Origin of the sequence: Tistlia consotensis USBA 355 (assembly GCF_900177295.1) — a bacterium.
GTDB lineage: Bacteria > Pseudomonadota > Alphaproteobacteria > Kiloniellales > DSM-21159 > Tistlia > Tistlia consotensis.
Window position 1 is genome coordinate 25,265 of record NZ_FWZX01000041.1, and the last position, 24,600, is coordinate 49,864.

The 24,600-nt window shown below is 72.7% G+C and carries 23 protein-coding genes; 14 read left to right on the forward strand and 9 right to left on the reverse strand.

What is annotated here, in order from left to right:
- The first annotated feature begins 50 nt into the window (after positions 1-50).
- Positions 51-872, forward strand: a complete 822-nt coding sequence (locus tag B9O00_RS29255; RefSeq protein ID WP_085126470.1) for a DUF1194 domain-containing protein — start codon at positions 51-53, stop codon at positions 870-872.
- A 3-nt stretch (positions 873-875) separates the two neighbouring features.
- Here B9O00_RS29255 and B9O00_RS29260 read toward each other — a convergent pair whose 3' ends face one another.
- Positions 876-1,214 carry a hypothetical protein gene (locus B9O00_RS29260; RefSeq protein ID WP_200808699.1) on the reverse strand — a complete coding sequence of 113 codons (339 nt, stop codon included), beginning with the start codon at positions 1,212-1,214 and terminating at the stop codon, positions 876-878.
- A 99-nt stretch (positions 1,215-1,313) separates the two neighbouring features.
- Between B9O00_RS29260 and ku the strand changes: the two genes are divergently transcribed.
- Together ku and ligD are read left to right on the forward strand one after the other, a co-directional pair.
- Positions 1,314-2,144, forward strand: coding sequence for a non-homologous end joining protein Ku (ku, locus tag B9O00_RS29265; RefSeq protein WP_085126472.1), 831 nt, complete (start codon positions 1,314-1,316; stop codon positions 2,142-2,144).
- A gap of 3 nt (positions 2,145-2,147) precedes the next feature.
- Entirely contained in the window at positions 2,148-4,625 is a 2,478-nt protein-coding gene (ligD, locus tag B9O00_RS29270) for a DNA ligase D (protein WP_085126474.1), read from the forward strand.
- Between the two features lie 9 nt (positions 4,626-4,634).
- Here the strand turns inward: ligD and B9O00_RS32820 are convergent, their stop codons facing one another.
- Positions 4,635-5,339 carry a DUF6134 family protein gene (locus B9O00_RS32820; protein ID WP_143596394.1) on the reverse strand — a complete coding sequence of 235 codons (705 nt, stop codon included), beginning with the start codon at positions 5,337-5,339 and terminating at the stop codon, positions 4,635-4,637.
- A gap of 111 nt (positions 5,340-5,450) precedes the next feature.
- Between B9O00_RS32820 and B9O00_RS32825 the strand changes: the two genes are divergently transcribed.
- Together B9O00_RS32825 and B9O00_RS33260 are read left to right on the forward strand one after the other, a co-directional pair.
- On the forward strand, positions 5,451-6,587 hold the full coding sequence (locus B9O00_RS32825; protein ID WP_159460369.1) for a trimethyllysine dioxygenase: 1,137 nt from the start codon (positions 5,451-5,453) through the stop codon (positions 6,585-6,587).
- 252 nt (positions 6,588-6,839) lie between these two features.
- Positions 6,840-7,004 carry a hypothetical protein gene (locus B9O00_RS33260; RefSeq protein WP_159460370.1) on the forward strand — a complete coding sequence of 55 codons (165 nt, stop codon included), beginning with the start codon at positions 6,840-6,842 and terminating at the stop codon, positions 7,002-7,004.
- Between the two features lie 189 nt (positions 7,005-7,193).
- Here the strand turns inward: B9O00_RS33260 and phnF are convergent, their stop codons facing one another.
- A complete protein-coding gene (gene phnF / locus B9O00_RS29280; protein WP_085126477.1) occupies positions 7,194-7,916 on the reverse strand; it encodes a phosphonate metabolism transcriptional regulator PhnF in 723 nt (240 codons plus the stop codon).
- A gap of 150 nt (positions 7,917-8,066) precedes the next feature.
- On the opposite strand from phnF, the gene phnG reads away from it, so the two are divergent.
- From phnG to phnL, 6 genes are read left to right on the forward strand one after another with little or no spacing between them, the layout of a single operon-like run.
- Positions 8,067-8,570 (forward strand): phosphonate C-P lyase system protein PhnG, encoded by a 504-nt coding sequence (gene phnG, locus B9O00_RS29285; RefSeq protein WP_085126479.1) that lies wholly within the window; start codon positions 8,067-8,069, stop codon positions 8,568-8,570.
- Complete coding sequence (gene phnH / locus B9O00_RS29290) at positions 8,567-9,202, forward strand: phosphonate C-P lyase system protein PhnH (protein WP_085126481.1); 636 nt, start codon at positions 8,567-8,569, stop codon at positions 9,200-9,202. The genes phnG and phnH overlap by 4 nt, the downstream gene beginning before the upstream one ends.
- Before the next feature lie 9 nt (positions 9,203-9,211).
- A complete protein-coding gene (locus B9O00_RS29295; RefSeq protein WP_437123426.1) occupies positions 9,212-10,321 on the forward strand; it encodes a carbon-phosphorus lyase complex subunit in 1,110 nt (369 codons plus the stop codon).
- Positions 10,318-11,202: an alpha-D-ribose 1-methylphosphonate 5-phosphate C-P-lyase PhnJ gene (locus B9O00_RS29300; RefSeq protein ID WP_085126485.1), complete on the forward strand. Its 885-nt coding sequence runs from the start codon at positions 10,318-10,320 to the stop codon at positions 11,200-11,202. The genes B9O00_RS29295 and B9O00_RS29300 overlap by 4 nt, the downstream gene beginning before the upstream one ends.
- A complete protein-coding gene (phnK, locus tag B9O00_RS29305) occupies positions 11,199-12,011 on the forward strand; it encodes a phosphonate C-P lyase system protein PhnK (RefSeq protein ID WP_085126487.1) in 813 nt (270 codons plus the stop codon). Before B9O00_RS29300 ends, phnK begins: the two co-directional genes overlap by 4 nt.
- Before the next feature lie 18 nt (positions 12,012-12,029).
- A complete protein-coding gene (gene phnL, locus B9O00_RS29310; RefSeq protein ID WP_085126489.1) occupies positions 12,030-12,731 on the forward strand; it encodes a phosphonate C-P lyase system protein PhnL in 702 nt (233 codons plus the stop codon).
- A 35-nt stretch (positions 12,732-12,766) separates the two neighbouring features.
- On the opposite strand, the gene B9O00_RS29315 is transcribed toward phnL, so the two are convergent.
- A complete protein-coding gene (locus B9O00_RS29315; RefSeq protein WP_085126491.1) occupies positions 12,767-13,042 on the reverse strand; it encodes a hypothetical protein in 276 nt (91 codons plus the stop codon).
- A 232-nt stretch (positions 13,043-13,274) separates the two neighbouring features.
- On the opposite strand from B9O00_RS29315, the gene B9O00_RS29320 reads away from it, so the two are divergent.
- From B9O00_RS29320 to B9O00_RS29330, 3 genes are read left to right on the forward strand one after another with little or no spacing between them, the layout of a single operon-like run.
- Positions 13,275-14,075 (forward strand): hypothetical protein, encoded by an 801-nt coding sequence (locus B9O00_RS29320; protein WP_143596396.1) that lies wholly within the window; start codon positions 13,275-13,277, stop codon positions 14,073-14,075.
- 39 nt (positions 14,076-14,114) lie between these two features.
- Positions 14,115-15,254 (forward strand): alpha-D-ribose 1-methylphosphonate 5-triphosphate diphosphatase, encoded by a 1,140-nt coding sequence (locus tag B9O00_RS29325; protein WP_085126495.1) that lies wholly within the window; start codon positions 14,115-14,117, stop codon positions 15,252-15,254.
- On the forward strand, positions 15,254-15,886 hold the full coding sequence (locus B9O00_RS29330) for a DUF1045 domain-containing protein (protein ID WP_085126497.1): 633 nt from the start codon (positions 15,254-15,256) through the stop codon (positions 15,884-15,886). Before B9O00_RS29325 ends, B9O00_RS29330 begins: the two co-directional genes overlap by 1 nt.
- 6 nt (positions 15,887-15,892) lie before the next feature.
- Here B9O00_RS29330 and B9O00_RS29335 read toward each other — a convergent pair whose 3' ends face one another.
- The 5 genes from B9O00_RS29335 to B9O00_RS29355 form a co-directional block, all read right to left on the reverse strand.
- A complete protein-coding gene (locus B9O00_RS29335) occupies positions 15,893-18,109 on the reverse strand; it encodes a site-2 protease family protein (RefSeq protein WP_085126499.1) in 2,217 nt (738 codons plus the stop codon).
- Complete coding sequence (locus tag B9O00_RS29340; protein ID WP_085126501.1) at positions 18,094-19,443, reverse strand: efflux RND transporter periplasmic adaptor subunit; 1,350 nt, start codon at positions 19,441-19,443, stop codon at positions 18,094-18,096. The genes B9O00_RS29335 and B9O00_RS29340 overlap by 16 nt, the downstream gene beginning before the upstream one ends.
- 10 nt (positions 19,444-19,453) lie before the next feature.
- Entirely contained in the window at positions 19,454-20,248 is a 795-nt protein-coding gene (locus B9O00_RS29345; RefSeq protein WP_089229692.1) for an efflux RND transporter periplasmic adaptor subunit, read from the reverse strand.
- Entirely contained in the window at positions 20,230-21,921 is a 1,692-nt protein-coding gene (locus tag B9O00_RS29350) for a TolC family protein (RefSeq protein WP_159460371.1), read from the reverse strand. The genes B9O00_RS29345 and B9O00_RS29350 overlap by 19 nt, the downstream gene beginning before the upstream one ends.
- A gap of 40 nt (positions 21,922-21,961) precedes the next feature.
- Positions 21,962-24,600: putative Ig domain-containing protein (locus B9O00_RS29355; RefSeq protein ID WP_143596397.1), on the reverse strand; the 2,639-nt coding region annotated here is incomplete at its 5' end.

The following is a 24,600-nucleotide window of genomic DNA, read 5'->3' on the forward strand; positions in this document are numbered from 1 at the left end:
AGCCCCCGGCCCGCCCTATCCTCGACCGTAGACTGTCGGGGAGTGTCGCCATGAGCCCTCGTCGCGTCGCACCGTTCGGTTTCCTCCTGCTCCTGCTGCTCGGCCTGCCGCCGGCCCGGCCGGCCGCCGCCGAGGAGCGGCCCTACGTCGACCTGGAGCTGGTGCTCGCCGTCGACGTCTCGCGTTCGATGGACCGGGTCGAGCTCGAGGTCCAGCGCAGCGGCTACGTCGCCGCCTTCCGCCACCCGCAGGTGCTGCAGGCGATCACCGGCGGCCTGCACCGCCGCATCGCCGTCACCTACGTCGAGTGGGCCGGCATCGCGACCCAGGAGGTCATCGTGCCCTGGACGCTGGTCGACGGACCGGCCAGCGCCGAGGCCTTCGCCGCCCGTCTCGAGGCGGCGCCGATCCGCGAGGCGCACGGCACCTCGATCTCCGGCGGCCTCGCCTATGCCGCCCGGCGCTTCGCCGAGAGCGGCGTCTTCGGCCTGCGCCGGGTCGTCGACATCTCCGGCGACGGGCCGAACAACCAGGGCATCCCGGTGACCGGCGCGCGCGACGCCCTGGTCGAGGCCGGCATCACGATCAACGGCCTGCCGCTGCTGCTCGGCCGGGCCGGCGGCTTCCTCGATATCCGGCTGCTCGACGTCTACTACGAGGACTGCGTGATCGGCGGCCCCGGCGCTTTCATGGTGCCGGTCACCGACATGGCCGAGTTCGGCATGGCCGTGCGCCGCAAGCTGATCCTGGAGATCGCCGGCCTGCCGGCACGCCCGGAGCCGGCCAGGCTGGTCAGGGTCCAGGCCCTGGCGCCACGCATCGACTGCCTGATCGGCGAGAAGCTCTGGCAGAACTGGATGAACGACAACTGATCGTCAGGACGGGACGACGACCGCCTCCCCGATGACCCGGCCCTCCCAGAGCAGGAACCGGCCCGCCCCGCGCAGCGCGGCGGCCGCGGGTTCGCCCGAGAGGAAGACGAAGCCGACCCTGCGGCGCTCGCCGGGCGCCATGGCCCGCTCGCCCAGGATCGGGAAGCCGTCCCAGAACGATGCCCCGGGACCCTCGGCACGGCAGGGACAGCCCCACCCCGGCGCGACGGGCGTCGTTCTACCGCCGTCAACGGTCGCGCAGAGCCAGAGGTCGACCGTCAGCTCGGGCGTTCGGGCGTCGATCGCCTTCGCGCGGGCCGCGATTCCGTCACCAGCCGCCAACGAGGCCCTCTCCCTTCCGCCGTGCAGACCACAGTGTGCCCCGGAACCCCGGCTTCCGGGGAGTCGTTGACTCGCCGTTCGCAAGCAGGGAGCTGTGCCATGGCCCCGTCCCGTCCGATCTGGAGCGGCCACATCCGGCTGTCTCTGGTGTCCTTCGCGGTCAAGCTCTACCCGGCGACGACTTCGACCTCGAAGCTGTCCTTCCACCAGGTCCACGAGCCCTCGGGCAAGCGCATCCGCTACGAGAAGGTCGTCCCGGGCATCGGCCCGGTCGACAGGGACGAGATCGTCAGGGGCTACGAAGTCGAGAAGGACAGCTACGTCCTGCTGAGCCAGGAGGAGATCGACGAGATCAGGATCGAGGCGCGCAGGACCCTCGACCTGGTGCAGTTCGTCGAGGCCTGCGAGATCGACCCGATCTACTTCGACCGGCCCTACTACGTCGTGCCCGACGACGCGCTGGCCGAGGACGCCTTCCGGGTGCTGCGCGAGGCGCTGCGCCAGGGCGGCAAGGTCGGGCTCGGCCAGCTGGTCATGCGCGGCCGCGAATACATCGGCGCGCTGAAGCCCTGCAGCCGCGGCCTGCTGCTGGAGACCCTGCGCTTCGACGAGGAGCTCCGGAAGTCCGATCCCTACTTCTCGGAGATCGGTGACGAGAAGCCCGACAAGGAGCTGCTGTCGCTCGCCCAGGAGCTGGTCGAGCGCAAGACCGGGCCGTTCGACGCCTCGGCGTTCCACGATGCCTACGGCGAGGCCCTGAAGGAGCTGGTCGAGACGAAGGCCAAGGGCCGCAAGGGCACCGTCGCGGTCAACGAGGAGGCGGCGCCGCAGGGCGAGGTCGTCGACCTGATGGCGGCGCTCAAGAAGAGCCTCGGCGAGACCAGGAAGCGCGGCGGGCGGCGCCGCAGCCGCGCCAGGAAGGCCGCCTGACCGGTGGCCGGGCTCGCCACCTACCGCAGGAAGCGCGACTTCTCGAAGACCGGCGAGCCCGCCGGCCGCAAGTCGCGCCGGCAGGAGCGCTTCTTCATCGTGCAGAAGCACGACGCCAGCCGCCTGCACTACGACTTCCGCCTGGCGATCGGCGGCGTACTGGTCAGTTGGGCCGTGACCAAGGGGCCGAGCCTCGACCCCTCGGACAAGCGCCTCGCCGTGCGCACCGAGGACCACCCCCTCGACTATGCCGGCTTCGAGGGCACGATTCCCGAAGGCCAGTACGGCGGCGGCACGGTGATGCTCTGGGACCGCGGCGCCTTCGAGGCCGAGGGCGACCCGGCAGAGGGCGTCGAAGCCGGCCGGCTCAAGCTGGTGCTGCACGGCGAGCGTCTGAAGGGCGGCTTCGCCCTGGTCCGCATGCGTCCGCGCAAGGGCGAGACGCGCGAGAACTGGCTGCTGATCAAGGAGAAGGACGAGGCGGTCGACCGGCGGCGCAACCTCGGCAGGATCGACGAGAGCGTCGCCTCCGGCCGCTCGATGGCTGAGATCTCGAAAGAGCAGCCGGCCGCCCGCTTCAGGAAGGGCGGCAAGACCGGGCAGAAGGCCGGCCGGCCGCCGGCCTGCGCCGGGCCGCAGCTCGCGACCCTGGTCGAGGACACGCCGGAGGGCGAGGGCTGGCTGTTCGAGACCAAGTTCGACGGCTACCGCATGCTCGCCGCCTGCGACGGCACGGCCGTGCGCTGCCATACCCGTTCGGGCGCCGACTGGACCGATCGCTTCGGGCCGATCGCGGAGGCGCTGGCCGAGCTCGGCCTGTCGGAGAGCCTGCTCGACGGCGAGGTCGTCGTCGCCGACGCCAAGGGGCGCAGCGACTTCGGCGCCCTGCAGCGCGCCCTGAAGGCGGATCCCGCCCGCCTCTCCTACTTCGTCTTCGACGCGCTCAGGCTCGACGGCGAGGACCTGACCGGCCTGCCGCTGCGCGAGCGCAAGGCACGGCTCGACGAGGCCCTGGAAGGCGTCAAGCGGCCGCTTCGCCTCGCCGCCTGGATCGAGGGCGACGGCGCGCGCGCCGCGGCCGCGGCCTGCCGGCAGGGCCAGGAAGGCATCGTCGCCAAGCGGGCCGACGCGCCCTACCGCTCGCGGCGCACGCGCGACTGGCTGAAGATCAAGTGCGTCAAGCGCCAGGAGTTCGTGGTCGGCGGCTGGTCGCGCTCGAACCGGTCGCGGCCCTTCTCGTCGCTGCTGCTCGGCCTCCACGAGCCGGACGGCCTGCACTACGCCGGACGCGTCGGCACCGGCTACGACGAGGCACAGCTGGAGTCGCTGTCGAAGAAGCTGAAGCGGCTCTCCCGCAAGACGCCGCCCTTCGCGTCGCTGCCGTCCGGGATCAGGCGCGGCGCACGCTGGGTCACGCCGGAGCTGGTCGCCGAGGTACGCTACAGCGAACTGACCCGCGACGGGCTGGTCCGCCACGCGGTCTTCGAGGGCCTGCGCGAAGACAAGGCCGCCGAGGAGGTCGGTCCGGAGCGGCCGGCGCCGCCGGAGAGCAAGACGAAGGGCGAGGGAGAGGATGACATGGTGGAGATCGCCGGGGTCACGCTCAGCCACCCGGAGCGGGTGCTCTTCGCCTCGATGGGCGTCACCAAGCGGGCCCTGGCCGAGTACTTCGAGGCGGTCGCCGAGGCGATGCTGCCGCAGCTGCAGGGCCGGCCGGTCAGCCTGGTGCGCTGCCCCGACGGCAGCCGCAAGGAGTGCTTCTTCCAGAAGCACGCCGGCCCGAGCCTGCCGGAGGCCATCGGCAGGGTCTCGATCGCCGAGAAGAACGGCGGCCGGAAGGACTACCTGCTGATCGAATCGACGGCCGCCCTGGTCGGCTGCGCGCAGATCGGCGCCCTGGAGCTGCACCTCTGGGGCAGTCGCCGCGACCGGATCGAGCGGCCGGACCGCCTGGTCCTCGACCTCGACCCCGGCGAGGGTGTCGGCTTCGCCGCGGTCAGGCGGGCGGCAGTCGAGCTCGCCGGCATCCTGCGCGAGGCCGGGCTGGAGAGCGCGCCGCTGCTGACCGGCGGCAAGGGCCTGCACCTGGTGGTCGCCCTGGAGCGGCGCCAGGACTGGCCGGCCCTGGCCGGCTTCGCCAAGGCCTTCGCCGGCAGGATGGCCGAGCTCGACCCGGCGCGCTTCGTCGCGACCCTGTCGAAGGCCAGGCGCGACGGACGGATCTTCATCGACCACTTCCGCAACCAGCGCGGTGCGACGGCGATCTGTCCCTTCTCGCCGAGGGCGCGCGAGGGCGCCCCGGTGGCGGTGCCGGTCTCCTGGTCCGAGCTCGAGGGCATCGAGCGTGCGAACGCCTTCTCGCTGAAGGCGGTGCGCGACGATCTGGCGGCACGGCAGCGTGCCTGGCGGGGCATCCCGGGCCGCCAGCGCCTGACCGCGGCCGGCGCGGCGAGGATCGGCCTGGCGCTGGAGGAGGGCTGAGCCGGCGCCTCAGGCCTTGTCGATCTTCTTGAGGCGATGCTCGATGTATTCGCCCTTGGTCTCGAAGGCCATCTTCACCACCAGGCCGGAGCGGTCGTACCAGAGGTGGACGATGCGGTTGCCCTTCACCCGGAAACGGTGGGCGCGGACATTCTCGCCGGCCGCCTCGACGACGTCCTCGCCCCGGTCCTCGACGGTGATGTCGAACAGCTCGCCGGTCTCGACGTCGATCAGGGCGTTGGTCTGGACCAGGTCCGAGTTCCAGTAGCTGCCCGGGATGACGCCCGCCGAGACCGTATAGGTGCCGCTCATCGAGTGGACCTGGAAGCCCTTCTCGACCCGCTGGCCGGAGATCTGGGACTTGGTGCCGTCGTCGTCGGTATCGGTCTCGAGCGACTGCAGATAGGCGCCCTGCCAGGCCTCGCGTCCCTGGTGGCTGTAGCGGTAGACGACGACGCCGACCAGCTTCAGCTCGACCGCGACCTCGATGGCGACGTCCAGCCGCTGGCCGTCGCGGGTGAAGGCGATGGTGTGCTTACCGATCGGCTCCTGGCCGCGGAAGATCTCGAAGTCCAGGGTGGTCGTCTCGGCCGCCCGGGCCGGACGGCTCCAGACCAGCGGCAGGGCCGCCAGCAGCGGCGCGGCGAGGATCCGTCTCCGGGTGATCGGCCGTCGCGACGTCGGGGGCGCAGTGCTTTCGGCGTTGACGCTCATCGGGTCGTCCATTGCATGATCGCGGCCACCATAACGGCCGGCCTGAGTGACCGAAAGCCCGCGGCGCGGGTTCCGGTTCCAAGCGCCCGGCCGCCCGCGAAGGAGGAGACCATGACGCCCCCTGGCGCGACGCGCGCCGACCCGATGCCCGCCGGCCTCGCGGCCGCGGAAGCCGACGCCGACAGCCTGACCCTGACCTTCGCGGACGGCCGGCAGCGCCGCCTGCCCTTCCTCTGGCTGCGCGACCACTGCGCCTGCGCCGACTGCCTGCACCCCGAGACGGCGCAGCGGCTGGTCGACACCTTCTCGCTGCCGGCCGACCTGGCACCCGAGGCGATCGAGGCCGACGCCGAGGGCCTGTCGGTCCGCTGGAACGACGGCCACCGCAGCCGCCATCCCTACCGGCACCTCGCCGAGGCGCTGGCGACACCGGCCGAGCCGGCCCTGCATCTCTGGCGTGGCGACGAGTTGGCCGGCGGGGGCCCGAGCGTCGCCTACGAGGCGGTGATGGCCGACGACGCCGGCGTCGCGGACTGGCTGGAGGCGATCCACCGCGACGGCTTCTGCTTCGTCGAGGACGTGCCGCCGACCGCCGAGGACACCGAGGCCCTGGCGCGGCGCATCGCCTACGTCCGCGAGACGATCTTCGGCGGCTTCTGGGTCTTCTCGGCGAACATGGCGCACGCCGACACGGCCTACACCACCGGCACGATCGGCCCGCATACCGACGGCACCTACGTCGAGGACGCGCCGGGCCTGCAGCTGTTCCACTGCCTGGAGTTCGAGGGCGAGGGCGGCGAGAGCCTGCTGATCGACGGCTTCCGGGTCGCCGCCGACCTGAAGCGGGAGGATCCCGAGGCCTATGCCCTGCTGTCCCGCGTCGAGGTTCCCGGCCAGTACCTGGAGGCGGGCGTGCACCTGCGCGCCGAGCGGCCGATCCTGCGCCACGATTCGGCCGGCCGGCTGGTCCAGGTCAGCTTCAACAACCACGATCGCGCGCCCTTCCTGCTGCCCGAGCCGGAGATGAGCGCCTTCTATCGCGCGCTCGGCGCCTTCTGGCGCAGGCTCGACGAGCCCGGCTACCAGCTGCGCACCCACCTGGACCCGGGCCGGGCGCTGATCTTCGACAACTGGCGCGTGCTGCACGGCCGCCTCGCCTACCGGGGCCGGCGCACGCTCTGCGGCTGCTACCTCAACCACGAGGACTTCGACAGCCGGCGCCGGGTGCTGGCCGGCCGGGCGGCGTGACGCTGCCCGATTGCCGCCTCGCGAGCGCCCGAGTTTCGGCGGAACCAAAGCGTCAGCTGCGCGTTCGTCCGCAGCGTGGCAAAATCCGCAGCACCTGCCGCGTGTACGCATCATGAGAGGCGTCGAGCGCTCTGAATCGGGACGAAGCTGCAAAGACGACAAGGCCTTGCCTTGTGATCTGAGGCGATTCGGGGCATGCTACGCGCCGTCACGGTCGGGGGGCGCCCGACGACTGGGTAAGGAGATGTTGCAATGCGCAAGAAGGTAACCCTGCTGCTGGCCGCCATGGGCCTGGCCGCGGCGCTCTCTGCCTGCACGAAGTACGAGAACGGCTTCATCACGGACCATAACTGCAGCCACGGCGGCGGTATCTACGTTCCGGACTTCTGCGCCAAGTACACCTCCGGCAACTTCTAGGGGTCGGTCCGGACCGCGCCGCGGCGCGGTCCTGTCCCGCTCTCCTGGACCCGCAGACGGATCCGGAACGAAGTCGCGCCGCAGTTGCGGGCGGCTCGGGCCGGCAGTCGGATGGGCGGCCGAAGGGGTCGGATCGAGACGGGCAACGCCTGCCGGCGTTGCCCGTCTCTCCTTTTCCGGAGACGCTTCTCAATCCGGGCGCTCGACGACCAGCTGGGTCCGGTCGGCGGCGAACAGCGTCTCGCCGTACTCGACCGGCCGGTCCTCTCGGTCGACGTTGACCGCCTCGGTGACCAGCACCGGCCGGGTCCGCGGCTGGCGCAGCAGGGTCGCCTCCGGCTCCTCCGGCAGGCGGGCCGTGATGCGGGTCACCCGCCGCTCGTAGTCGGCGATGCCGTAGTCGGCGAGCGCCAGGCTGACCGAGCCGACCCGGCCATAGACCGAGATCATGTCGGGGAAGCGCTGGCGCGGGAACCAGTGCCGGCCGATCGAGACCGGGCGGCCGTCGACCTGGCCCAGCGCCTCGATCAGGATACAGGACGCCCCCTGGGGCAGGTCGAGCTCGCGCGCGACCTCCTTGGGTGCCGGCAGCTCGATCGCCTTCAGCAGCTGGCCGCCCGGCCGGCGATGCTGGGCCAGGACATTCGTCGAGAAGCGCGTGCGCCGGCCGATCGGATAGTCCAGCACGTGCTCCTGGACGAAGCTGCCCCGCCCCTGCTCGATGCGCACCAGGCCCTGCTCGGCGAGCTCGGCCATGGCGCGCCGCAGGGTGTGGCGGTTGACCCCGAATCGCTGCGCCAGCTCGGGCTCGGTCGGCAGGCGCTCGCCCGGGGCGAAGGCGCCCGCGGCGATCTCCTCGGCCAGGGCCGTCTGGATCTGACGCCAGAGCGTCGTCCCTCCCCTGCGTTCCACGCCGGCAGCCTCCCTTCGACCGGACGGCCGGGACCCGCCGTTCCGGATCCCTGTCACCGAAAATTCATCTAGACGTCCCCTGCGGGTCACGCTTTCATTGCAGGGTTCACTGGAAAGTATATACGACTAGACGTCTAAGCTGAAAGATTGATGTCCGACTCGACCGCATCGTCGCCCATCGCATCGTCCCAGGCCGCCCCGGACCTGCAGCAGAGCCTGCGGCGCGACTGGATGAGCGTGCTGGCGCGCGCCGAGGCGGCCGAGCTCGAACGGCTCTGGCAGGCCCTCGACGAGCCCGCCGGCCATCGCCTGCTGCGGCGGCCGGAGACCGGCCTGGTCCAGCTGCGCGGCCGGATCGGCGGCGACGGCGCCCCCTTCAACGTCGGCGAGGCGCCGGTCACCCGCTGCTCCCTGGTCGTCGAGGGCGAGCGGGTCGGCCACGCCTACGTCCTGGGCCGCGACCTTCGCCATGCCGAGCTCGCCGCCCTGCTCGACGCCCTGCTGCAGGATCCGGCGCGGCGGCCACGCCTGCTTGAAGCGGTGATCGAGCCGCTGCGCACCACCCAGGCCGCGCGTCGCCGCGCCCGCCGCCGGGCCGCCGAGACGACCCGCGTCGACTTCTTCACCCTGGTGCGCGGCGAGGCGTCGAAATGAGCGTGCAGACGGCCCGCCCGGGCGACCCCTCCGGCCTGCTGCGCCCCGGCTTCGCCGAGCCGACGCTCGACGCCCAGCGCTGCTTCCGCATCCTGCTCGACGCCATGGCCCATCCCGGCCGGATCGCCGAGCTGCCGGTGGCGATCGAGCCGCCGCCCGGCCTGATGGCGGCCAGCGCCGCGCTTTGCCTGACGCTGCTCGACGCCGAGACGCCGTTCTGGCTGGATCCGGCGGCGGCCGGCGCGGAGGCCGCGGCCTGGCTGCGCTTCCACTGCGGCTGCCCGCTGGCCGCGGACAGCCGGCAGGCCGCCTTCGCGCTGGTCGCCGGCACCGCTCCGGACCTGACGCGCTTCGCCGAAGGCGACGACCTCGCGCCCGAGGCCTCCGCGACGCTGATCTGGCAGGTCGAGCGGCTCGAGGAGAGCGGGCCGCTCGTGCTGACCGGGCCGGGCATCGAGCGGAAGCGGGCGCTCGGCCTGGCACCGCTGGCGGAGGGCTTCCTGGAGGCCTGGGCCGCCAACGGCGCGCTCTTTCCCTGCGGCCTCGACCTGGTCCTGGTCTGCGGCGGCCGGCTGGCCGCGCTGCCGCGCACGACCCGGATCGCGCGCCGCGAGACGGACGGGGAGGACTGAGCCTTGTACGTGGCGGTCAAGGGCGGCGAGCGGGCGATCCGCAACGCGCACCGGCGGCTCGCCGAGCGTCGGCGCGGCGATCCCGCCGTGCCGGAGCTGAGCCTGGAGCAGATCCGCGAGCAGCTCGGCCTGGCGGTCGACCGGGCGATGTGCGAGGGGGCGCTCTACGACCCGCGGCTCGCCGCCCTCGCCCTGAAGCAGGCGCGCGGCGACAGCGTCGAGGCCGCCTTCCTGCTGCGCGTCTTCCGCAACACCCTGCCCCGCTTCGGCTACAGCGAGCCGCTCGACACCGGCGCCATGGCCGTCGAGCGCCGCGTCTCCGGCGCCTTCAAGGACCTGCCCGGCGGCCAGCTGCTCGGCGCCACCGCCGACTACACCCACCGCCTGCTCGACTTCGCCCTGGAAGAGCCGCAGCAGCCGGCGCCGCCCGGCGAGGAACCCGAGGCCGAGGCCGGCTCCGGCAGCGAGGCGACCGGCCTGCTGCCGCGCGCCCTGGCCCAGCTCGGCGAGGAGGCGCTGATCGAAGCGCCGCCGGCCGACGAGGGCGCGCCGGTCCCCGACATCACCCGCGACCCGCCGCTGTTCCCGGCGGAACGCGCCCAGCGCCTGCAGACCCTGGCACGCGGCGACGAGGGCTTCCTGGTCGGCCTCGCCTATTCCAGCCAGCGCGGCTACGGCAACACCCACCCCTTCGTCGGCGAGCTGCGCCAGGGCCGGGTCGCCGTCGAGCTCGTGCCGGAGGAGCTGGGCTTCGCGGTCGAGATCGGCGAGATCGAGGTCAGCGAGCTGGAGACGGTCAACCAGTTCACCGGCGACGCCGAGCACGCGCCCTGCTTCACCCGCGGCTATGGCCTCGCGTTCGGCCGCTCCGAGCGCAAGGCCCTGGCCATGGCCCTGCTCGACCGCTCGCTGCGCGCCGAGGAGCTCGGCGAGGAGCTCGGCGCGCCGGCCCAGGACCAGGAGTTCGTGCTGGAGCACGCCGACAACATCCTGGCAACCGGCTTCATGGAGCACCTGAAGCTGCCGCACCACGTCGACTTCCAGGCCGAGCGCGAGCTGCTGCGCGCCCTGCGCCGGGCCTGGGAAGAGCGCCGCAGCGCCCCGGAGGCCGCCGAATGACCGCCATGGACAGGGCCGCCGGCCCACGCCGGCCGGGCTACAACTACGCCTTCCTGGACGAGGCGACGAAGCGCGAGATCCGCCGCAAGCTGCTGAAGGCGGTGGCGATCCCCGGCCACCAGGTGCCCTTCTCCAGCCGCGAGATGCCGATGCCGCCCGGCTGGGGCACCGGCGGCATCCAGGTGACCGCCAGCCTGATCGGGCCGTCGGACGTGCTGAAGGTCATCGACCAGGGGTCCGACGACACGACCAACGCCGTCTCGATCCGCCGCTTCTTCGCCGAGACCGCCGGGGTCGAGACGACCAGCTCGACGCGCCGCGCCAGCATCATCCAGACCCGCCACCGTGTCCCCGAGACGCCGCTCTCGGAGGGCCAGATCCTGGTCTTCCAGGTGCCGCTGCCCGAGCCGCTGCGCTTCCTGGAGCCGCGCGAGAGCGAGACCCGCAAGCTCCACGCCCTGGCCGAATACGGCAGCGCCTACGTCTCGCTCTACGAGCAGGTCGCCCGGCACGGCCGGATCGCCCAGTCCTACGACTATCCGGTGATGGTCGGCGCGCGCTACCTGATGCGACCGAGCCCGATCCCGAGCTTCGACAACCCGAAGCTCGACCGCAGTCCGGCGCTGCTGCTGTTCGGCGCCGGGCGCGAACGCCGGCTCTACGCCGTGCCGCCCTACACCTCGGTCGAGAGCCTGTCCTTCGAGGACCGGCCCTTCAGGATCGAGCTGCCGCCGCGGCGCTGCGACCTCTGCGGCGCGACCGACTCCTTCCTCGACGAGATCGTCGCCGACGACGCCGGCACGCGGATCTTCGCCTGCTCCGACAGCGAGTACTGCGGCGAGCGCCAGCGCGCCCAGGGCCTGAGCGTGGTCGCGCCATGACCCTGCCCGCCACCTCCCTGCCCACCGCCCTCGCCCCCGAGCAGCCCCTGCTGCAGGTCCGCGGCCTGACCAAGGACTACGGCGCCGGCCGCGGCTGCCGGGACATCTCCTTCACGCTCTGGCCCGGCGAGATCCTCGGCATCGTCGGCGAGTCGGGCGCCGGCAAGTCGACCCTGCTCGACTGCCTGGGCGGCTTCGCGGTCCCCGACGCGGGGCGCGCCGACTACGCCAGCCGGCTCTTCGGCCCGGTCGAGATCTTCGGCCTGTCCGAGGCGCGGCGCCGGCGCCTCGCGCGCAGCGAGTGGGGCTTCGTCCACCAGGACGCGCGGCGCGGCCTGCGCATGTCGGTCTCGGCCGGCGGCAACGTCGGCGAACGGCTGATGGCCGAGGGCGAGCGCCACTACGGAAGCCTGCGGGCCAGGGCGACCGACTGGCTGCAGCGCCTGGAGCTCGACGCCGACCGCATCGACGATCCGCCGAGCCAGTTCTCCGGCGGCATGCGCCAGCGCCTGCAGATCGCGCGCAACCTGGTGACCGAGCCGCGCCTGCTGCTGATGGACGAGCCGACCGGGGGCCTCGACCTCTCGGTGCAGGCGCGCCTGCTCGACCTGCTGCGCGGACTGGTGCGCGGCCTCGACCTCTCGGCGGTGCTGGTGACCCACGACCTCGGGGTCGTGCGCCTGCTCTGCGACCGCGTGCTGGTCATGGAGGGCGGTCGCATCGTCGAAGAGGGCCTGACCGACCAGGTGCTGGAGGATCCGCAGCATCCGCACAGCCAGCGTCTGGTCGCCTCCATCCTGCCGGTATAGCCTGCCAGCGAGACCTCCATGACCGAGACGGCGATCGAGATCCAGGGCCTGACCAAGGGCTTCGTGCGCCACGCCGCGCACGAGCGGCGGCTGCCGGTGCTGGGCGGCTTCGATCTCAGCGTCGCGCCCGGCGAGTGCGTCGCCCTGGCCGGTCCCTCGGGGGTCGGCAAGTCGACCGTGCTGCGCTGCCTCTACGGCAGCTACCGGCCGCAGGCGGGCTCGATCCGCGTCGCCCACGAGGGCGCGCTGGTCGAGCTGGTCGGGGCCGAGCCCTGGCTGTTCCGCGCCCTGCGCCGGCGCACCATCGGCTACGTCAGCCAGTTCCTGCGGCTGATCCCGCGCGTGCCGGCGCTGCGCGTCGTCGCCGAGCCGATGATCGACCGCGGCCTCGACGAGGCCGAGGCCGAGCGGCGCGCCGGGGCGATGCTGGAGCAGCTGAACATCCCGAGCCGGCTCTGGGACCTGCCGCCGGCGACCTTCTCGGGCGGCGAGCAGCAGCGCGTCAACCTGGCGCGCGCCCTCGCCCCCGACTATCCGATCCTGCTGCTCGACGAGCCGACCGCGGCGCTCGACGCCGACAACCGGGCGGTCGTCGTCGAGCTGACCCGTGCGGCGCGGACGCGCGGCGCCGCCCTGGTCGGCATCTTCCACGACCGCCCCGTGCGCGACGCCGTCGCCGACCGGATCCTCGAGCTGGTGCCGAGCGAGGCGGCGGCGTGACGGCCGCCCTCAGTGCGGCGAGGGTCGGGCCGGGCTCACAGCGCGTGCTTGACGCTGTCGAGAATCTTCAGGGACCTGCGCATCAGTTCCTTGTCGTTCTGCCGGTGCGCCTGCTCGTGCAACGCCCGCCCCTCCTCGAGCTGCTTCTCGAGCGCCGCCTTGCGATCCTGCGGCAGCGACGAGGCCTCGAGGGCGGCGAGCACCTGCGGGTACTCGGTGACGCCCCGACAGGCCTGGGCGTCGGCGGCCGACAGGCCGGTAGCGAGAAGGGCGGCCGCGAACAGGGCCAACGGACGGGTCGGGATGGTCATGGACAGGCTCCTGTCGAGAGGGTGCCGCGGGCCCACGCGCGCCGGCGCCGCCCGCGGACGACGGCGCGATTAGAGTCGCTGCCCGCCGCCGCGTCAGCCCTCTGCCGCGGAAGCCTGGGAAGGATCGGAAAAGGCCACAAAAATGTGATCCATTTCAAAAGGTTGTTCCGGAGGCACCGGCTGCTATCATCGACCTTCCACGGACAGTCAGACGGCGCGGGCGATGACCGGCATGGCCGACCACGGGTTGGAATGGCACAGTCTGCTCGACGCGCTCTGCGTCGAGCGCGGCTACCTCGACAACGGCGAGCTGGCCAGCCGCTACTGCGAGGTGACGCGCAGGACCGGCCTGTCCGCCTACGAGTCGGCCTACAAGAGCCTGGCCAACTGGCGCCAGGGGCTGCATACACCGACCCGCCGCAACTTCCGGATCCTCGGCCTGCTGCTCGGCGTCGACTCGCTCGACGGCGAGCGCCGGGCGCTCTGGACCACGCTCTACGAACAGGCGCAGCGTCGCCGGCCGGCCGGGGAGGCACCGCAAGCAGGGGCCCCGGCCTCCACGGGCCGTCCGGCGCGCTGGCCGCTCGGGCGGGGCGCGACGGTGCTGCTGGCCGCAGGGCTGCTCGCCGTCTGCGGGGTCGTCGCGGGCTACCTGACCGGCAGGAGCGATGCGCCCGCCGAGACCGGGCCGACCGCCTCCGCCGTGCCGGGCCAGATCGCGGACGGCCCGATCGACATGACCGGCCAGCGCATCTACTGGCTGCAGTTCGTCCGCCTGAGGCCGGGCCAGTCGGCGGTGGTCCACGGCAAGCGCGGCGCACGCTGCGGAGCGCCGCCGCCGTCCTGGGACGAGGTGCTGCCGGAGCTGCCGGCGGTCGCGAGCGGCGAATGGGCGGACGGCGGCGTCGGCTACCGGGTCAGCCGGGCCTGCCAGGGCCCGACCCCCGCGCGCGCCGTGGTCTTCTCGGCGCACCGGCAAGGCACGGAGATGTTCATCCTCTATGACGACCCCGTCACCATCGTCGTCGACTAGCCGGGGCGGCCCGCCGGCCGCCCGTTCGCAGGAAGCGCCATGACCGCCGAGCAGCTCGTCCTCAGGAACGCCCGCATCGTCCTCGAGGACCGGATCGTGGAGGGCACCGTCTCATGCCGCGACGGCCGGATCGCCGAGCTCGGCGAAGGCGACTCGGCCCTCGGCGAGGACCTGGGCGGGGACTGGCTGCTGCCCGGCCTGATCGAGCTGCACACCGACAACCTGGAAGGCCATCTGCATCCCCGGCCCGGCGTCACCTGGCCGACCCTGCCCGGCCTGATCGCCCACGACGCCGAGCTGGTCGCCGCCGGCGTCACCACCGTGCTCGACTCCCTGCGCATCGGCGAGGACCCGCAGTATCCGAACTGCCGGGCGACGGTCGAGCGGGTCATCGAGGCGACCGCCGAGGCGCGGCGCCTCGACACCCTGCGCGCCGACCACCTGCTGCACCTGCGCTGCGAGGTCGTCGCCGAGGGGGTGGTCGGCGACTTCGAGGAGCTCGTCGAGCAGCCCGACCTGCGCCTCGTCTCGCTGATGGACCACACGCCCGGCCAGCGGCAGTTCGCCGACATGGACGCCGTGCGCACCTACCTCTCGGGGCGCAAGGGGCTGAAGGGGGCCGAGCTCGAGGCGTACATCCAGCGCCGCATCGCCGAGGCCGGCGACAGGGGCGAGCACGCCCGTGCCGCGATCTCGGCGATCGCGCGCGAGCGCGGCCTGGCCCTGGCCAGCCACGACGACGCGACCGCCGGCCACGTCGCCGAGGCCGCCGCGCTCGGCCTGACGATCAGCGAGTTCCCGACCAGCCTGGAAGCCGGCGCCGCGGCCCGCGAGCACGGCCTCAAGGTCGTGGCCGGCGCGCCCAACGCGGTGCGCGGCGGCTCCAGCTACGGCAACGTCGGCGCGCTCGAGCTGGCCGAGGCCGGCCACCTGGAGATCTTCGCCAGCGACTACGTGCCGGCCAGCCTGCTGCAGGCGCTGTTCCTGCTCGCGGAGGTTCCCGGCTGGGACCTGCCGCGGGCCGTCGCCACCGGCAGCGCCACGCCGGCGGCGGCGGTCGGCCTCGACGACCGCGGCCGCATCGCGCCCGGCCTCTCGGCCGACCTGATCCAGGTCGGCATGGCCGGCGACCTGCCGGTGGTGCGCCGGGTCTGGCGCCGGGGCCGACGGGTCATCTGATGCGCTTCGCCCTCTACTACACGCCGCCGGCCGGCTCGCCGCTCGGCGCGCTCGGCGAGCGCTGGTTCGCGGAACCGGCGGTCGCAGAGCTGACCGCGCAGGCGCGCGTCTACGGCTTCCACGCGACCCTCAAGGCGCCCTTCCGCCTGGCCGGCGGCGAGACCGAGGCCTCGCTGACGGCGGCGCTGCGCGCCTTCTGCGCCGGGCGGCGGCCGGTCGTCGCCGGGCGGCTCCGGCTCGCCGATCTCGACGGCTTCCTGGCCCTGGTCCCGGAACGGCAGAACGCGGCGACCGGGCAGCTCGCCGCCGACTGCGTCACCGGCTTCGACGGCTTCCGGGCGCCGCCCGGCGCCGGCGAGCTCGCGAAGCGCCGCGCCGCGGGCCTGAGCGACCGGCAGGAATCCCATCTCGCGCGCTGGGGCTATCCCTACGTGCTGGAGGAGTTCCGCTTCCACATGACCCTGACCCGCCGCCTCGCCGCCGCGGAGGCGGCCGCGGCGCGCGCGCGGCTGGAGCCGCTGCTCGCCCCGGTCCTTTCCGAGCCCCTTCTGCTCGACGCGGTCAGCCTGTCGCGGCAACCGGCCGCGGGGGCGACCTTCGAGGTCCGCGCGCGCCTCGCCCTGGCGGCGTGAGGCGCCCTACCAGCTGCTTTCGCGGACCAGCACGCTGACGGCGTGGCGCCAGAAGCGCCCGATCAGGCTCTCCCGTGCGCCCGCGATGACCAGCGTGCCGCGCTCGGCGCGGGCCGGCGCCGGCAGGTGCGGAGCGCGCAGCAGCACGCGATAGACCGCCTTCTGCGGCACCAGCTTGCCCTCCTCGTCGCGCCGCACCGGCACCCCGCCGCCGTACTCGGAGGCCAGGATCTTGGCGTCGAGAGCGCGGGTCGCCGTGTCGTCGATCGCCGCCACCGTCAGGCCGCTCAGCGGCGCACGCCCGTCGGCGGGATAGAAGCGGGCGGGCGCCCCCTTCCGGAAGCGCCAGAGGTCGGACTCGTCGACGTAGGCCTCGACCTCGCCGGCGCCGGCCGAGACGATCAGGCCGAACTCCTCGTCGGCGGCGATCCAGGCGCCGGGCTCGACGTAGTCGGGCAGCTCGGCGAGGCGGCCGTCGAGCGGGGCGGTCAGGGTCAGGCGCTTCTTCTCGGCCAGCAGGCCGGCGTGCTGGGTCAGCGCCTCCTCCAGGGACTGCAGCGCCACCTTGTTGCGCTGGGCGAGGTCGAGCGAGACGTTGGTCGCCGCCAGCTGCAGCCGCAGGGTCCCGATCTTCCGCTCGGCCGAAGCGATCTCGTAGTCGAGGTCCGGCGAGCCGAGGCGGATCACGAGGTCGCCCGCCCGCACCGCGTCGCCGCGCTTCAGCGCGACCTCCTCGATGCGCGCCGGCTGCGGGGCGTAGAGGCCGGCGGTCGCCGCGGCGCGCAGCAGCGCGGGCGCGCTGACGTCGCTCTGCCAGGGGATCAGCAGCAGGGCGATCGCGCCGCCGAGCAGAGCCAGGGTGGTGATGCTGCGCAGGGTCCAGCGCAGCGCCACGCGCAGGCTCCACCAGTTGATCAGCTCGCGCAGGATCGGCCGGACGATGAAGACGCTGATCTCGACCATGAAGAGGAAGATCCCGAGCGCCTTGAAGAAGTAGTAGTAGACCAGCACGGCGATGCCGAGGAACAGCGTCAGCCGGTAGATCCAGGTGCCGACGGCATAGCCGATCAGCAGGCGCCGGCGGAACCGTGGCAGCGCCTCCGGCGGCGGCAGGCCGAAGCCGAACAGGATCTCGCGCAGCTGCCAGCGCGCCAGCGCGAAGGAGCGCTCCTGCAGGTTCGGCACGTCGATCAGGTCCGACATCAGGTAGTAGCCGTCGAACCGCATGAAGGGGTTGAGGTTGATTGCGACGCTGACCGTCCAGGTCACCGTCGCGGTCAGGAAGCAGGCGGTGCGCAGCGGCCCGTCGGGCAGGAAGCTCCACAGCAGGGTCGCGAAGGCGGCGAGCGCCAGCTCCATGGCCATGCCGGCGAAGCCGATGCCCAGGCGTTCGCGCCGCGAGGTCAGACGCCAGGCGTCGGTGGTGTCGGTGTAGAGCACCGGCCACATCACCAGGAAGGCGACGCCCATGGTCGCGACCCGGCAGCCGAAGCGCTTGCTGGTATAGGCGTGGCCGAACTCGTGCAGCGTCTTCGAGACGCTGAGCGCGAGCACCGCCGTCAGCGCGCCGAGCGGCGTGAAGAGGTAGGGGAAGGCATGCAGGAAGGCCTCCCACTGGCGGCTAACCAGGAACACCCCGATAAGCGCCGAGACCGCCACCAGCCAGCGGAACCAGGGTCGGAACAGGAACGCCATGGCCGGCCCCGTGCGCTCCAGGAAGCGGTCCGGTCGGATCAGCGGCACGCGCACGAAGAGGTAGTTCTTGAGCAGCCAGCCGAGCGGGCTCTGGCGCCGCCGCTCGACCTCGGCCTTGAGCCGCTCGGTCTGCAGCGGATCGGCGCTGCGCAGCAGGCCGGCCATCTCGGCGAAGCGCTTGAAGCGCTCGACGTCGTCGATGTCGGCCGGGATCGGCGTCTCGCGTGCGATCGAGCGGGCGATCGCCGCGGCGTCGCCGAGCGCCCAGCGCGACAGGATCTCGAACTCCAGCCAGCCGATGCGCAGGAAGCGGTTGGCCGCCGGGTCGTGCAGCGTCCAGGTCGGCGCGCCGTCGGCGCTGCGCGGCCCCTGGTGCAGGGAGAGATCCTCGCGCAGCGGCGTCAGGCGCTCGCCGCCGGGCCCAGCAGCGAGGCCGACGCCGGCCGGCGCGGTCACCTGGCCCAGGGTCAGCCCACCGGCGCCGGCGCCCCGCAGCGCCGCGCCGGAGACGGTCAGAGTCCCAGCCATGACCGCACCACGCCGATCGGCCGGCGCAGAACGTGGAAGGCCAGCGGCGCCTTCTCGCCGTAGATCTTGGCCGTGCCCTTGAGGCCGATCCGGAGGCTCGGATCGAACTGCGCGAACTGCGCCTTCAGACGATAGGCGAGCGTGCCCTCTGGCGAGGGCGAGGCCTTGTAGCTCTGGCTCTCCAGCACGGCGGAGACCGGCCGGTCGGGCGAGAAGTTGAGGAACAGCAGCACCTCGTCGCCGGGCTTCAGCTCGATCGCGTCCTTGACCGGCAGGTGCATCTCCAGGGCGACGTCGCTCGGCTGGGCCAGGGTCATGACCTTCTCGCCGATCGAGACCGGCTTGCCGACCCAGTCGCTCTTGGCGTCGAAGATGGCGAGGCCGTCGCGCGGCGCGGTCACCTCGAGCCGGCCGAACAGCGATTCGACGTAGTCGAGGTCGGCGCCGGCCTCCTCGAGCCGCCCCTTCAGGGTCGCCAGCTGCGCCCGGGCCCGGGGGTCGAGCACCGCCTGCTGCGCGGTCTGCCGGTACTCCGCCTCGGCGACCTCGCGGGCCTTGCGCGCGACCTCGAGACGGTTGAGCAGCCGCGTCTTGTCGAGGGTGAACAGCTCCTGGCCCTTGGTCACCGGCTGGTTCGGCTCGACCAGCACCTCGTCGATTACGCCGTCGAAGGGCGCCCGCACCAGGGCCGGGTGGCCGGAGACGATCTCGGCCGACGCCAGGGTCGACTGGCGCACCGGCAGGGCACCGCCGGCAGCGACCAGGCCGAGCAGCAGGACGGCGGCGACGGCACGGCGGATCGAGCGGCCGACCTGGCCCGGCCGCCGCCGGCCGAAGCGCCGCAGCTCCCAGGCCTGGGCATAGGAGCCGGCCAGGTAGGCGAAGAGATGGCGGTCGTAGTCGCTCCAGGGCGTCGCCCGGGCCAGCACCAGGACCGCGCAGGTCCGGCCGCGGCGGTCGGGCAGCGGCAGCCAGAGCGCGTAGGCCGGGAACCACTCCTTCCAGCTGGCGGCGACGGCGCCGGTCACGTCCCTGACGCCGAAGGCGACGATCTCCTCGGCGCCGGCAGCCTTGGCCCGGGACGCGCAGAGTCGCTGCAGCCACAGCGGATAGGGCGCGTTGCGGTCGGGCACCGCGACGCCCGAGACCGCGACGATCCGGCCATGGCGACCGCCCGGCTCCCACAGCGCGCAGTGCTGGTAGGGCAGGAAGGAATGGGTCTCGTTGACCAGGACGAAGGCCAGCTCCTCGGCGGTCGCCGCCCGGCGCGCCCGCTCCTGCAGCTGCAGGAGCATGGTCAGGCGCAGCAGCTGGCGGTTCAGTCCGTCGGTCATCCGGCGGTCCTCACGGCACCTGCGGGAAGCTCGCGCGCCCGCTCATGCCGGCCAGCAGCTCGGGGTTCTTGCCCTGGATCTTGCCGTAAGCCTTGATCGTCTGGCTGACCGCGTCGATGCGGCCGGAGAAGCGGACCAGCGTCGCATCGTAGGTCTTGCCGGTCTCGTCGAGGGCGACCTGGAACCTGTCGCCGTCCTTCAGGTAGAGCAGCCAGATCGACGGCAGCAGCATCTCGACCTCGAGCTCGCGGTCGTCGAGGATCTGCATCAACGGCTCGCCCTCGTTGACGTACTGGTAGCGCCGGACCGGCACCTCTGCGGCGATGCCGGGGAAGGGCGCCTTGATCTCGCAGCGCGACAGCCGCTCCTCGGCCAGATCGAGCTCGGCGCTGGCCTGCGCCAGATCGGCGGCGGCGACATCGATGTCGAGCGCGGCGATCGAGCCGAGCTGGCCGAGCCGGCGCTTGTTCTCGTAGACCTTGGAGGCCTTGTTGCGCAGGGCGTGGCCGATGGCGACGTTGTACTGCACCGCCTTGCAGTCGAAGCGCACCAGCACCTGGCCCGGCTCGAAGCGGTCGCCGTCGCGCAGCTCCAGGAAGTCGATGCGCCCGGCCATGCCGGCGGCCAGGGTCGTGCTGCGCGGTGCGCGCAGCTGGGCGCGGATCTCCTGGCGCGGCGTCTCGACCGTCAGCCGGTCGTTCTGGGCGAGCGCGCCGCCGGCGAGGCACGACAGGCCGAGCGCGAGCGCGGCGGCGACCGGCCGCAGGATCGCGCGCGGACGCGCGGCTAGTCGACGAAGTGCCACGACAGGATCCGATCGAACAGTCCCGGCTGCGCCGGCTCCTGCGCCGCCTGCTGCGTCGTGGCGGGCACGCCGGCCCTCTGGTCCTCGGCCGGCGTCGCGGCGCTCTGGCCGCCGGCGGGCGCAGCCGCCTCCTTGAGCGTCGGCACCGGCGGGAACTCGGCCCGCTCCCAGTGCGCGGCGACCCGGCGGACCGCGTCGGTGACGGTCGCGAGGTCGTCCTTGCTGATGTCCTCCGGCAGCGGATCGAGGCCGAGCGAGGAGTAGATGTTGCCGAGCGCGGCCTGCAGGTCGGACAGGCTCTGGTCGCGCTGCAGCTCGGCGGCGATCGCCTGCGTCGCGCTGCGGATGCGCTCGAGCTGCGAGGCGGCATTGCCGATCTCGTTGATCTGCACGACCTCGTAGATCCGCCGCTCGACCTTCTCGAGCTCGGAGGCGTACTCGAAGTCGATGCGGCTGCGCTCGTACTGGCGGTAGGCCAGGTTGACCTGGGTCAGCACGGCCATCGAGAGCGCCAGGCGCCGGGTCTCGGCAACGGTGATCTGGGCCTCCGCGACGTCGACGCCCTTCGGCCCGGAGATCAGGCTGACCAGGTTCCAGGCGGCACGCAGGCCGGCCTCGGCCCAGTTGTTGTTCACCGTGTAGGAGTTGGAATCATAGTTGTAGCTGGCCGTGAAGTTCAGGTTCGGCAGCATGCGCAGCATGGCCTTACGGATCTCCTCGTGGCCGATCCGCTTCTGGTAGTCCTCCTCGCGCAGCTCCGGACGGTAGAGCAGGGCCAGCGTCTCGAGCTTCTCGATCGGCGTGTCGATCTTCGGGATCGGCACCTCGTCCGGATCCGGCTCCGAAACCCTGAAGTCGGTGCCGATGTCCAGGTTCATCAGCGAGCCGAGGCGCGACTTGGCCTGCAGCAGGTCGGACTTCAGCCCGCGCAGCTGGCGCATGATGTCGAGCAGGCTCTTGCGGTAGCGCAGCGATTCGAGCGGCGACTGCAGGCGCAGGGCCTCGATCTGCTTGGCCCGGTCGAGCGCCTCCTGGGCCTCGCCGAGCAGCGGGTCGATGCGGCGCAGCAAGCGCTGCGCGGTCGAGGCCTGCCAGAAGGCGACGCGGACCTGCTGCACGACATCGCTGACCACCTTGCGCCGGCGCTCCTCGGCGATCAGCACGCGGTCACCCTGCTGCTTCGCCTCGAAATAGCTGACGCCGAAGTCGAGGACGTTCCAGGACAGGCCGAGGTCTGCGGTCTCGCGGCGCCGGTCGGTCGAGACCGAGGGCTCGAGCGACTGCTGGCCGGTCAGGTAGGACTTGCTGGAGCTCGCGTCCTCGTTGGAGCGCCAGCTGTAGCCGCCGTGCAGGGCGAGGTCGGGCAGCATCTGCAGGGAGACGAGGCCGAGCTGCTGGGACTGCAGGGCCTGCTCCATCAGCGCGACCCGCTGGTCGAGGTTGTAGAGCAGCGCGCGGGCGATCGCTTCGTAGAGCGAGATCGGCCCCTTGACCGGCTCCTGGTTCTCGGCGAGATGGGCGCGGTCGGCCATCACCCGCTGCAGCGTCTCGTCGGTCGTCACCGGCTCCGGGTCGATCGAGCAGGCGGAGACCGCCAGCAGCAGCAGGCCCGGCAGCAGGCCGCGCGTCACCCAGTTCCGACGCGGCCGAACCGCGGCGTCGTACACCCTCATCGAGACCATCCCCCAGTGTCCCCGGCGCCCGCCGATCCCATCATGCCTCGCCAGGGGCAGCATCCCCCAGCTCCGCTTCCGCTGCCCGCTTGAGGCTCTCCAGAAGGGCGCGCGCCTCCGCGTAGAGGCCGCCGCGCCCGGCGTCGTGCAGCGGCATCGTGAAGCCGGCCCGGCCCGCCGGCGGCTCGACCGGGAGATGCGCCTGCGCGAGCAAGGCATCGGCCTCGTGGTCGGCCGGCAGCCAGCGGATCGGCAGCAGCCCGAGCTCCGCGGCGGCCAGGTCCGACTGGTCGCCGAAGCGCAGGCTGCCCGACGGCAGCGCGCCCTGCTGCTGCGGGCGCTCGCCCTGCGGCGGCACCTCGCCCGGCAGCACGCCCTGCTGCGTCCCGTTCCCCGTCCCGGCCACCGGGTTCTGCGGCGGCGGCGGTTCGCCGTTCTGGTTGTTGCCCTTGGTGACGACGACACGGAAGGTCGCGGTCGCCGAGTCGCCCCTTTCGTCCCGTGCCGTGAGGGCGATTTCCAGCGTGCCCTCGGTGCCGTTCGGCGGCGTGCCCTTGAAGGTCAGGGTCTTGGCATCGAACGTCAGCCAGTTCGGCAGCGCGTCGCCGCTCGACTGCTTGGCCTCGTAGCTCAGCCTCGCCTGGGGATCCGAGCTGCGGAAGGTACCGGCCGGGACCTCGAACTGGCGTGTGACCGTGGTCAGCAGGACCTGGTCGTTGACCGAGCCGGCCAGGGTCAGCACCAGGTTGTTGCCCTGGCCGCCCTCGGCACCGCCCAGCAGGCTGCTGCCGTTGCCGAAGAAGCCGCCGCCGCCGAGCAGGCTGTTGCCGTTCGAGAACAGGCCGCTGCCACCGAGCTCGTTGCCCTGCGACTCGCCGCCCGCCGCCTCGGACACCGTCAGGTTGGCCGGTGCCGGGATCGAGGGGCTGCCGGTCGGGAAGCCCCGCGTCGTCGGTGCCGGCGGGGCCGGCGGGGCCGGCCGCGGCGGCGTCACGGTCGGGCCGCTCGAGGTGCCGGTGCCGCCGGTCGTGGTCGTCGACGCGGTCACGGTGACCTCGAAGCTGCTGCTCGCCTGCGCCGTGCTGCCGCCCCTCGCTTCCGACGAGATCGCGGTCATGCCGATCGTGTAGCTGCCGGCCGAGGCCGTGCCCGCCTGGACCGTCAGGCCCTGGGCCTGGGCGCGGGTCAGCAGCAGCGTGCCGCCGCTCGGCGTGAAGCTCTGCCCTGCGCCGTTGGTGAAGCTCATGCCCGAGGGGATGTTGCTCAGCCGGTAGGACAGGCTCTCGGAGCCGTCGACGTCGGTCAGGCTGGCGGCGATCGTCGCGCTCGCCGAGCCGCCCTGGGCGACGGTGATCGGCGAGGGCGTGGTCAGGCTGACCGGCACGTCGGCGACGGCCGCGACCTGAACCTCGAGAGTCGCCTGGCGCTCCAGGGTGACGCCGCCGACCGTGCTGCGCGCGGTCACGGTCAGGCTGAAGTCGGTGTCGCTGTCGGCAGGCGGGGTGATGGTCAGGCCGGACAGCTGCGCCGGCGTCAGGGTGACGCTGCCGCCGCCCGGCACCGAGATGCTGCCGGTGCTCGTGCCGAGCACCGAGCCGGCCGGGATGCCGTCGATCACGACCTGCTGGCTGCCCGAGCCGGTGTCGAGGAAGCCGGCGGTGACGCTCAGCGGAATCGCCGTGTCCTCGTTGCCGCTCGCCGGCGAGACCGAGAGAGTCGGCTGGTCGGCCAGCGGGGTGACGGTGATCGCGACGCTGTCGCTGTCCGCCTTGGCCCCACCCGTGCCGCTGTTGCCCTCGTCGTTGGTCGAGATCGTCAGGCTGTCGCTGCCGAAGTAGTCGTCGCTCGGCCGGTAGGTCAGGCCCTGCAGGGCGGCGTTGATCTCGGCCTGGGTGCCGCGCAGCGTCACCGTGCCGCCGCCGTTGCCGGTCACCGTCGCGACCCCGCTGCCGCTCGCCGTCACGGTCAGCGTGCCGTGCAGCACCGACAGGGTGGTCGTCGCCTGGTTGGTCGGGCCGCCGGCCTCGGCGAGGTCGATGTCGGCCATCGAGAGCGCGTTGAGGTTGGCCGTCGAGAAGACCAGGCTGCCGTCCTCGGCGACGGTCTGCGCCGCCGGCACGCTGTTGACCGGGGCGTCGTTGACGGCCCCGACCGAGGTGCCGAGCACGAAGCTGGCGCCCGAAACCGCCGTGGTGCCGCCGGTCGCCCCGCCGCCGGAGAGGTCGCTCACGGTGCCGCTGGTGACCGCGCCCGAGGAGCTGTCGATCACCTTGACCGACAGGCCCGCCGGGGTGCCGTGGTAGGCCGGGTCGGGCAGGAAGCGCAGCCTGGCCGAGGCGTCGAGCAGCAGCGCGGTACCGGCCGTGCGCGTGCCGACCGCCGTCCAGGTCGTGCCGCCGTCGGTCGAGTACTGCCAGGCGCCCTCGCTGCCGTTGGGCGCGTAGCCGACGATGGCGAGGCCGGCCAGGCTGTGGGCCGAACTGCCGCCGGTCACCGTGTCGGTCGAGTCGTCGAAGTTCGCCGAGACCAGCGAGCCGACGGTGTCGCCGGCGGGGTTCGTGTCGCCCTCGCTGATGGCGGCCAACGTCGCCGAGCCGCTCGCCACCGGCGCGTCGTTGACGGCGGTCACGCTGCCGGTCAGCGCCTTGGTGTTTGCGCTGAATGCCGTGGTTCCACCGG

Excerpts from the sequence above, each read along its gene's own strand:
- B9O00_RS29325 (WP_085126495.1), top strand. The coding sequence starts at position 14,115 with ATGACCGCCGAGCAGCTCGTCCTCAGGAACGCCCGCATCGTCCTCGAG.
- B9O00_RS29350 (WP_159460371.1), bottom strand. The coding sequence starts at position 21,921 with ATGAGGGTGTACGACGCCGCGGTTCGGCCGCGTCGGAACTGGGTGACG.
- B9O00_RS29320 (WP_143596396.1), top strand. The coding sequence starts at position 13,275 with ATGGCCGACCACGGGTTGGAATGGCACAGTCTGCTCGACGCGCTCTGC.
- B9O00_RS32825 (WP_159460369.1), top strand. The coding sequence starts at position 5,451 with ATGACGCCCCCTGGCGCGACGCGCGCCGACCCGATGCCCGCCGGCCTC.
- phnL (WP_085126489.1), top strand. The coding sequence starts at position 12,030 with ATGACCGAGACGGCGATCGAGATCCAGGGCCTGACCAAGGGCTTCGTG.
- B9O00_RS29340 (WP_085126501.1), bottom strand. The coding sequence starts at position 19,443 with ATGACCGACGGACTGAACCGCCAGCTGCTGCGCCTGACCATGCTCCTG.
- B9O00_RS29315 (WP_085126491.1), bottom strand. The coding sequence starts at position 13,042 with ATGACCATCCCGACCCGTCCGTTGGCCCTGTTCGCGGCCGCCCTTCTC.
- B9O00_RS29255 (WP_085126470.1), top strand. The coding sequence starts at position 51 with ATGAGCCCTCGTCGCGTCGCACCGTTCGGTTTCCTCCTGCTCCTGCTG.
- B9O00_RS32820 (WP_143596394.1), bottom strand. The coding sequence starts at position 5,339 with ATGAGCGTCAACGCCGAAAGCACTGCGCCCCCGACGTCGCGACGGCCG.
- B9O00_RS29335 (WP_085126499.1), bottom strand. The coding sequence starts at position 18,109 with ATGGCTGGGACTCTGACCGTCTCCGGCGCGGCGCTGCGGGGCGCCGGC.
- B9O00_RS29330 (WP_085126497.1), top strand. The coding sequence starts at position 15,254 with ATGCGCTTCGCCCTCTACTACACGCCGCCGGCCGGCTCGCCGCTCGGC.
- ku (WP_085126472.1), top strand. The coding sequence starts at position 1,314 with ATGGCCCCGTCCCGTCCGATCTGGAGCGGCCACATCCGGCTGTCTCTG.
- B9O00_RS33260 (WP_159460370.1), top strand. The coding sequence starts at position 6,840 with ATGCGCAAGAAGGTAACCCTGCTGCTGGCCGCCATGGGCCTGGCCGCG.
- phnG (WP_085126479.1), top strand. The coding sequence starts at position 8,067 with ATGTCCGACTCGACCGCATCGTCGCCCATCGCATCGTCCCAGGCCGCC.
- phnK (WP_085126487.1), top strand. The coding sequence starts at position 11,199 with ATGACCCTGCCCGCCACCTCCCTGCCCACCGCCCTCGCCCCCGAGCAG.
- B9O00_RS29300 (WP_085126485.1), top strand. The coding sequence starts at position 10,318 with ATGACCGCCATGGACAGGGCCGCCGGCCCACGCCGGCCGGGCTACAAC.
- phnH (WP_085126481.1), top strand. The coding sequence starts at position 8,567 with ATGAGCGTGCAGACGGCCCGCCCGGGCGACCCCTCCGGCCTGCTGCGC.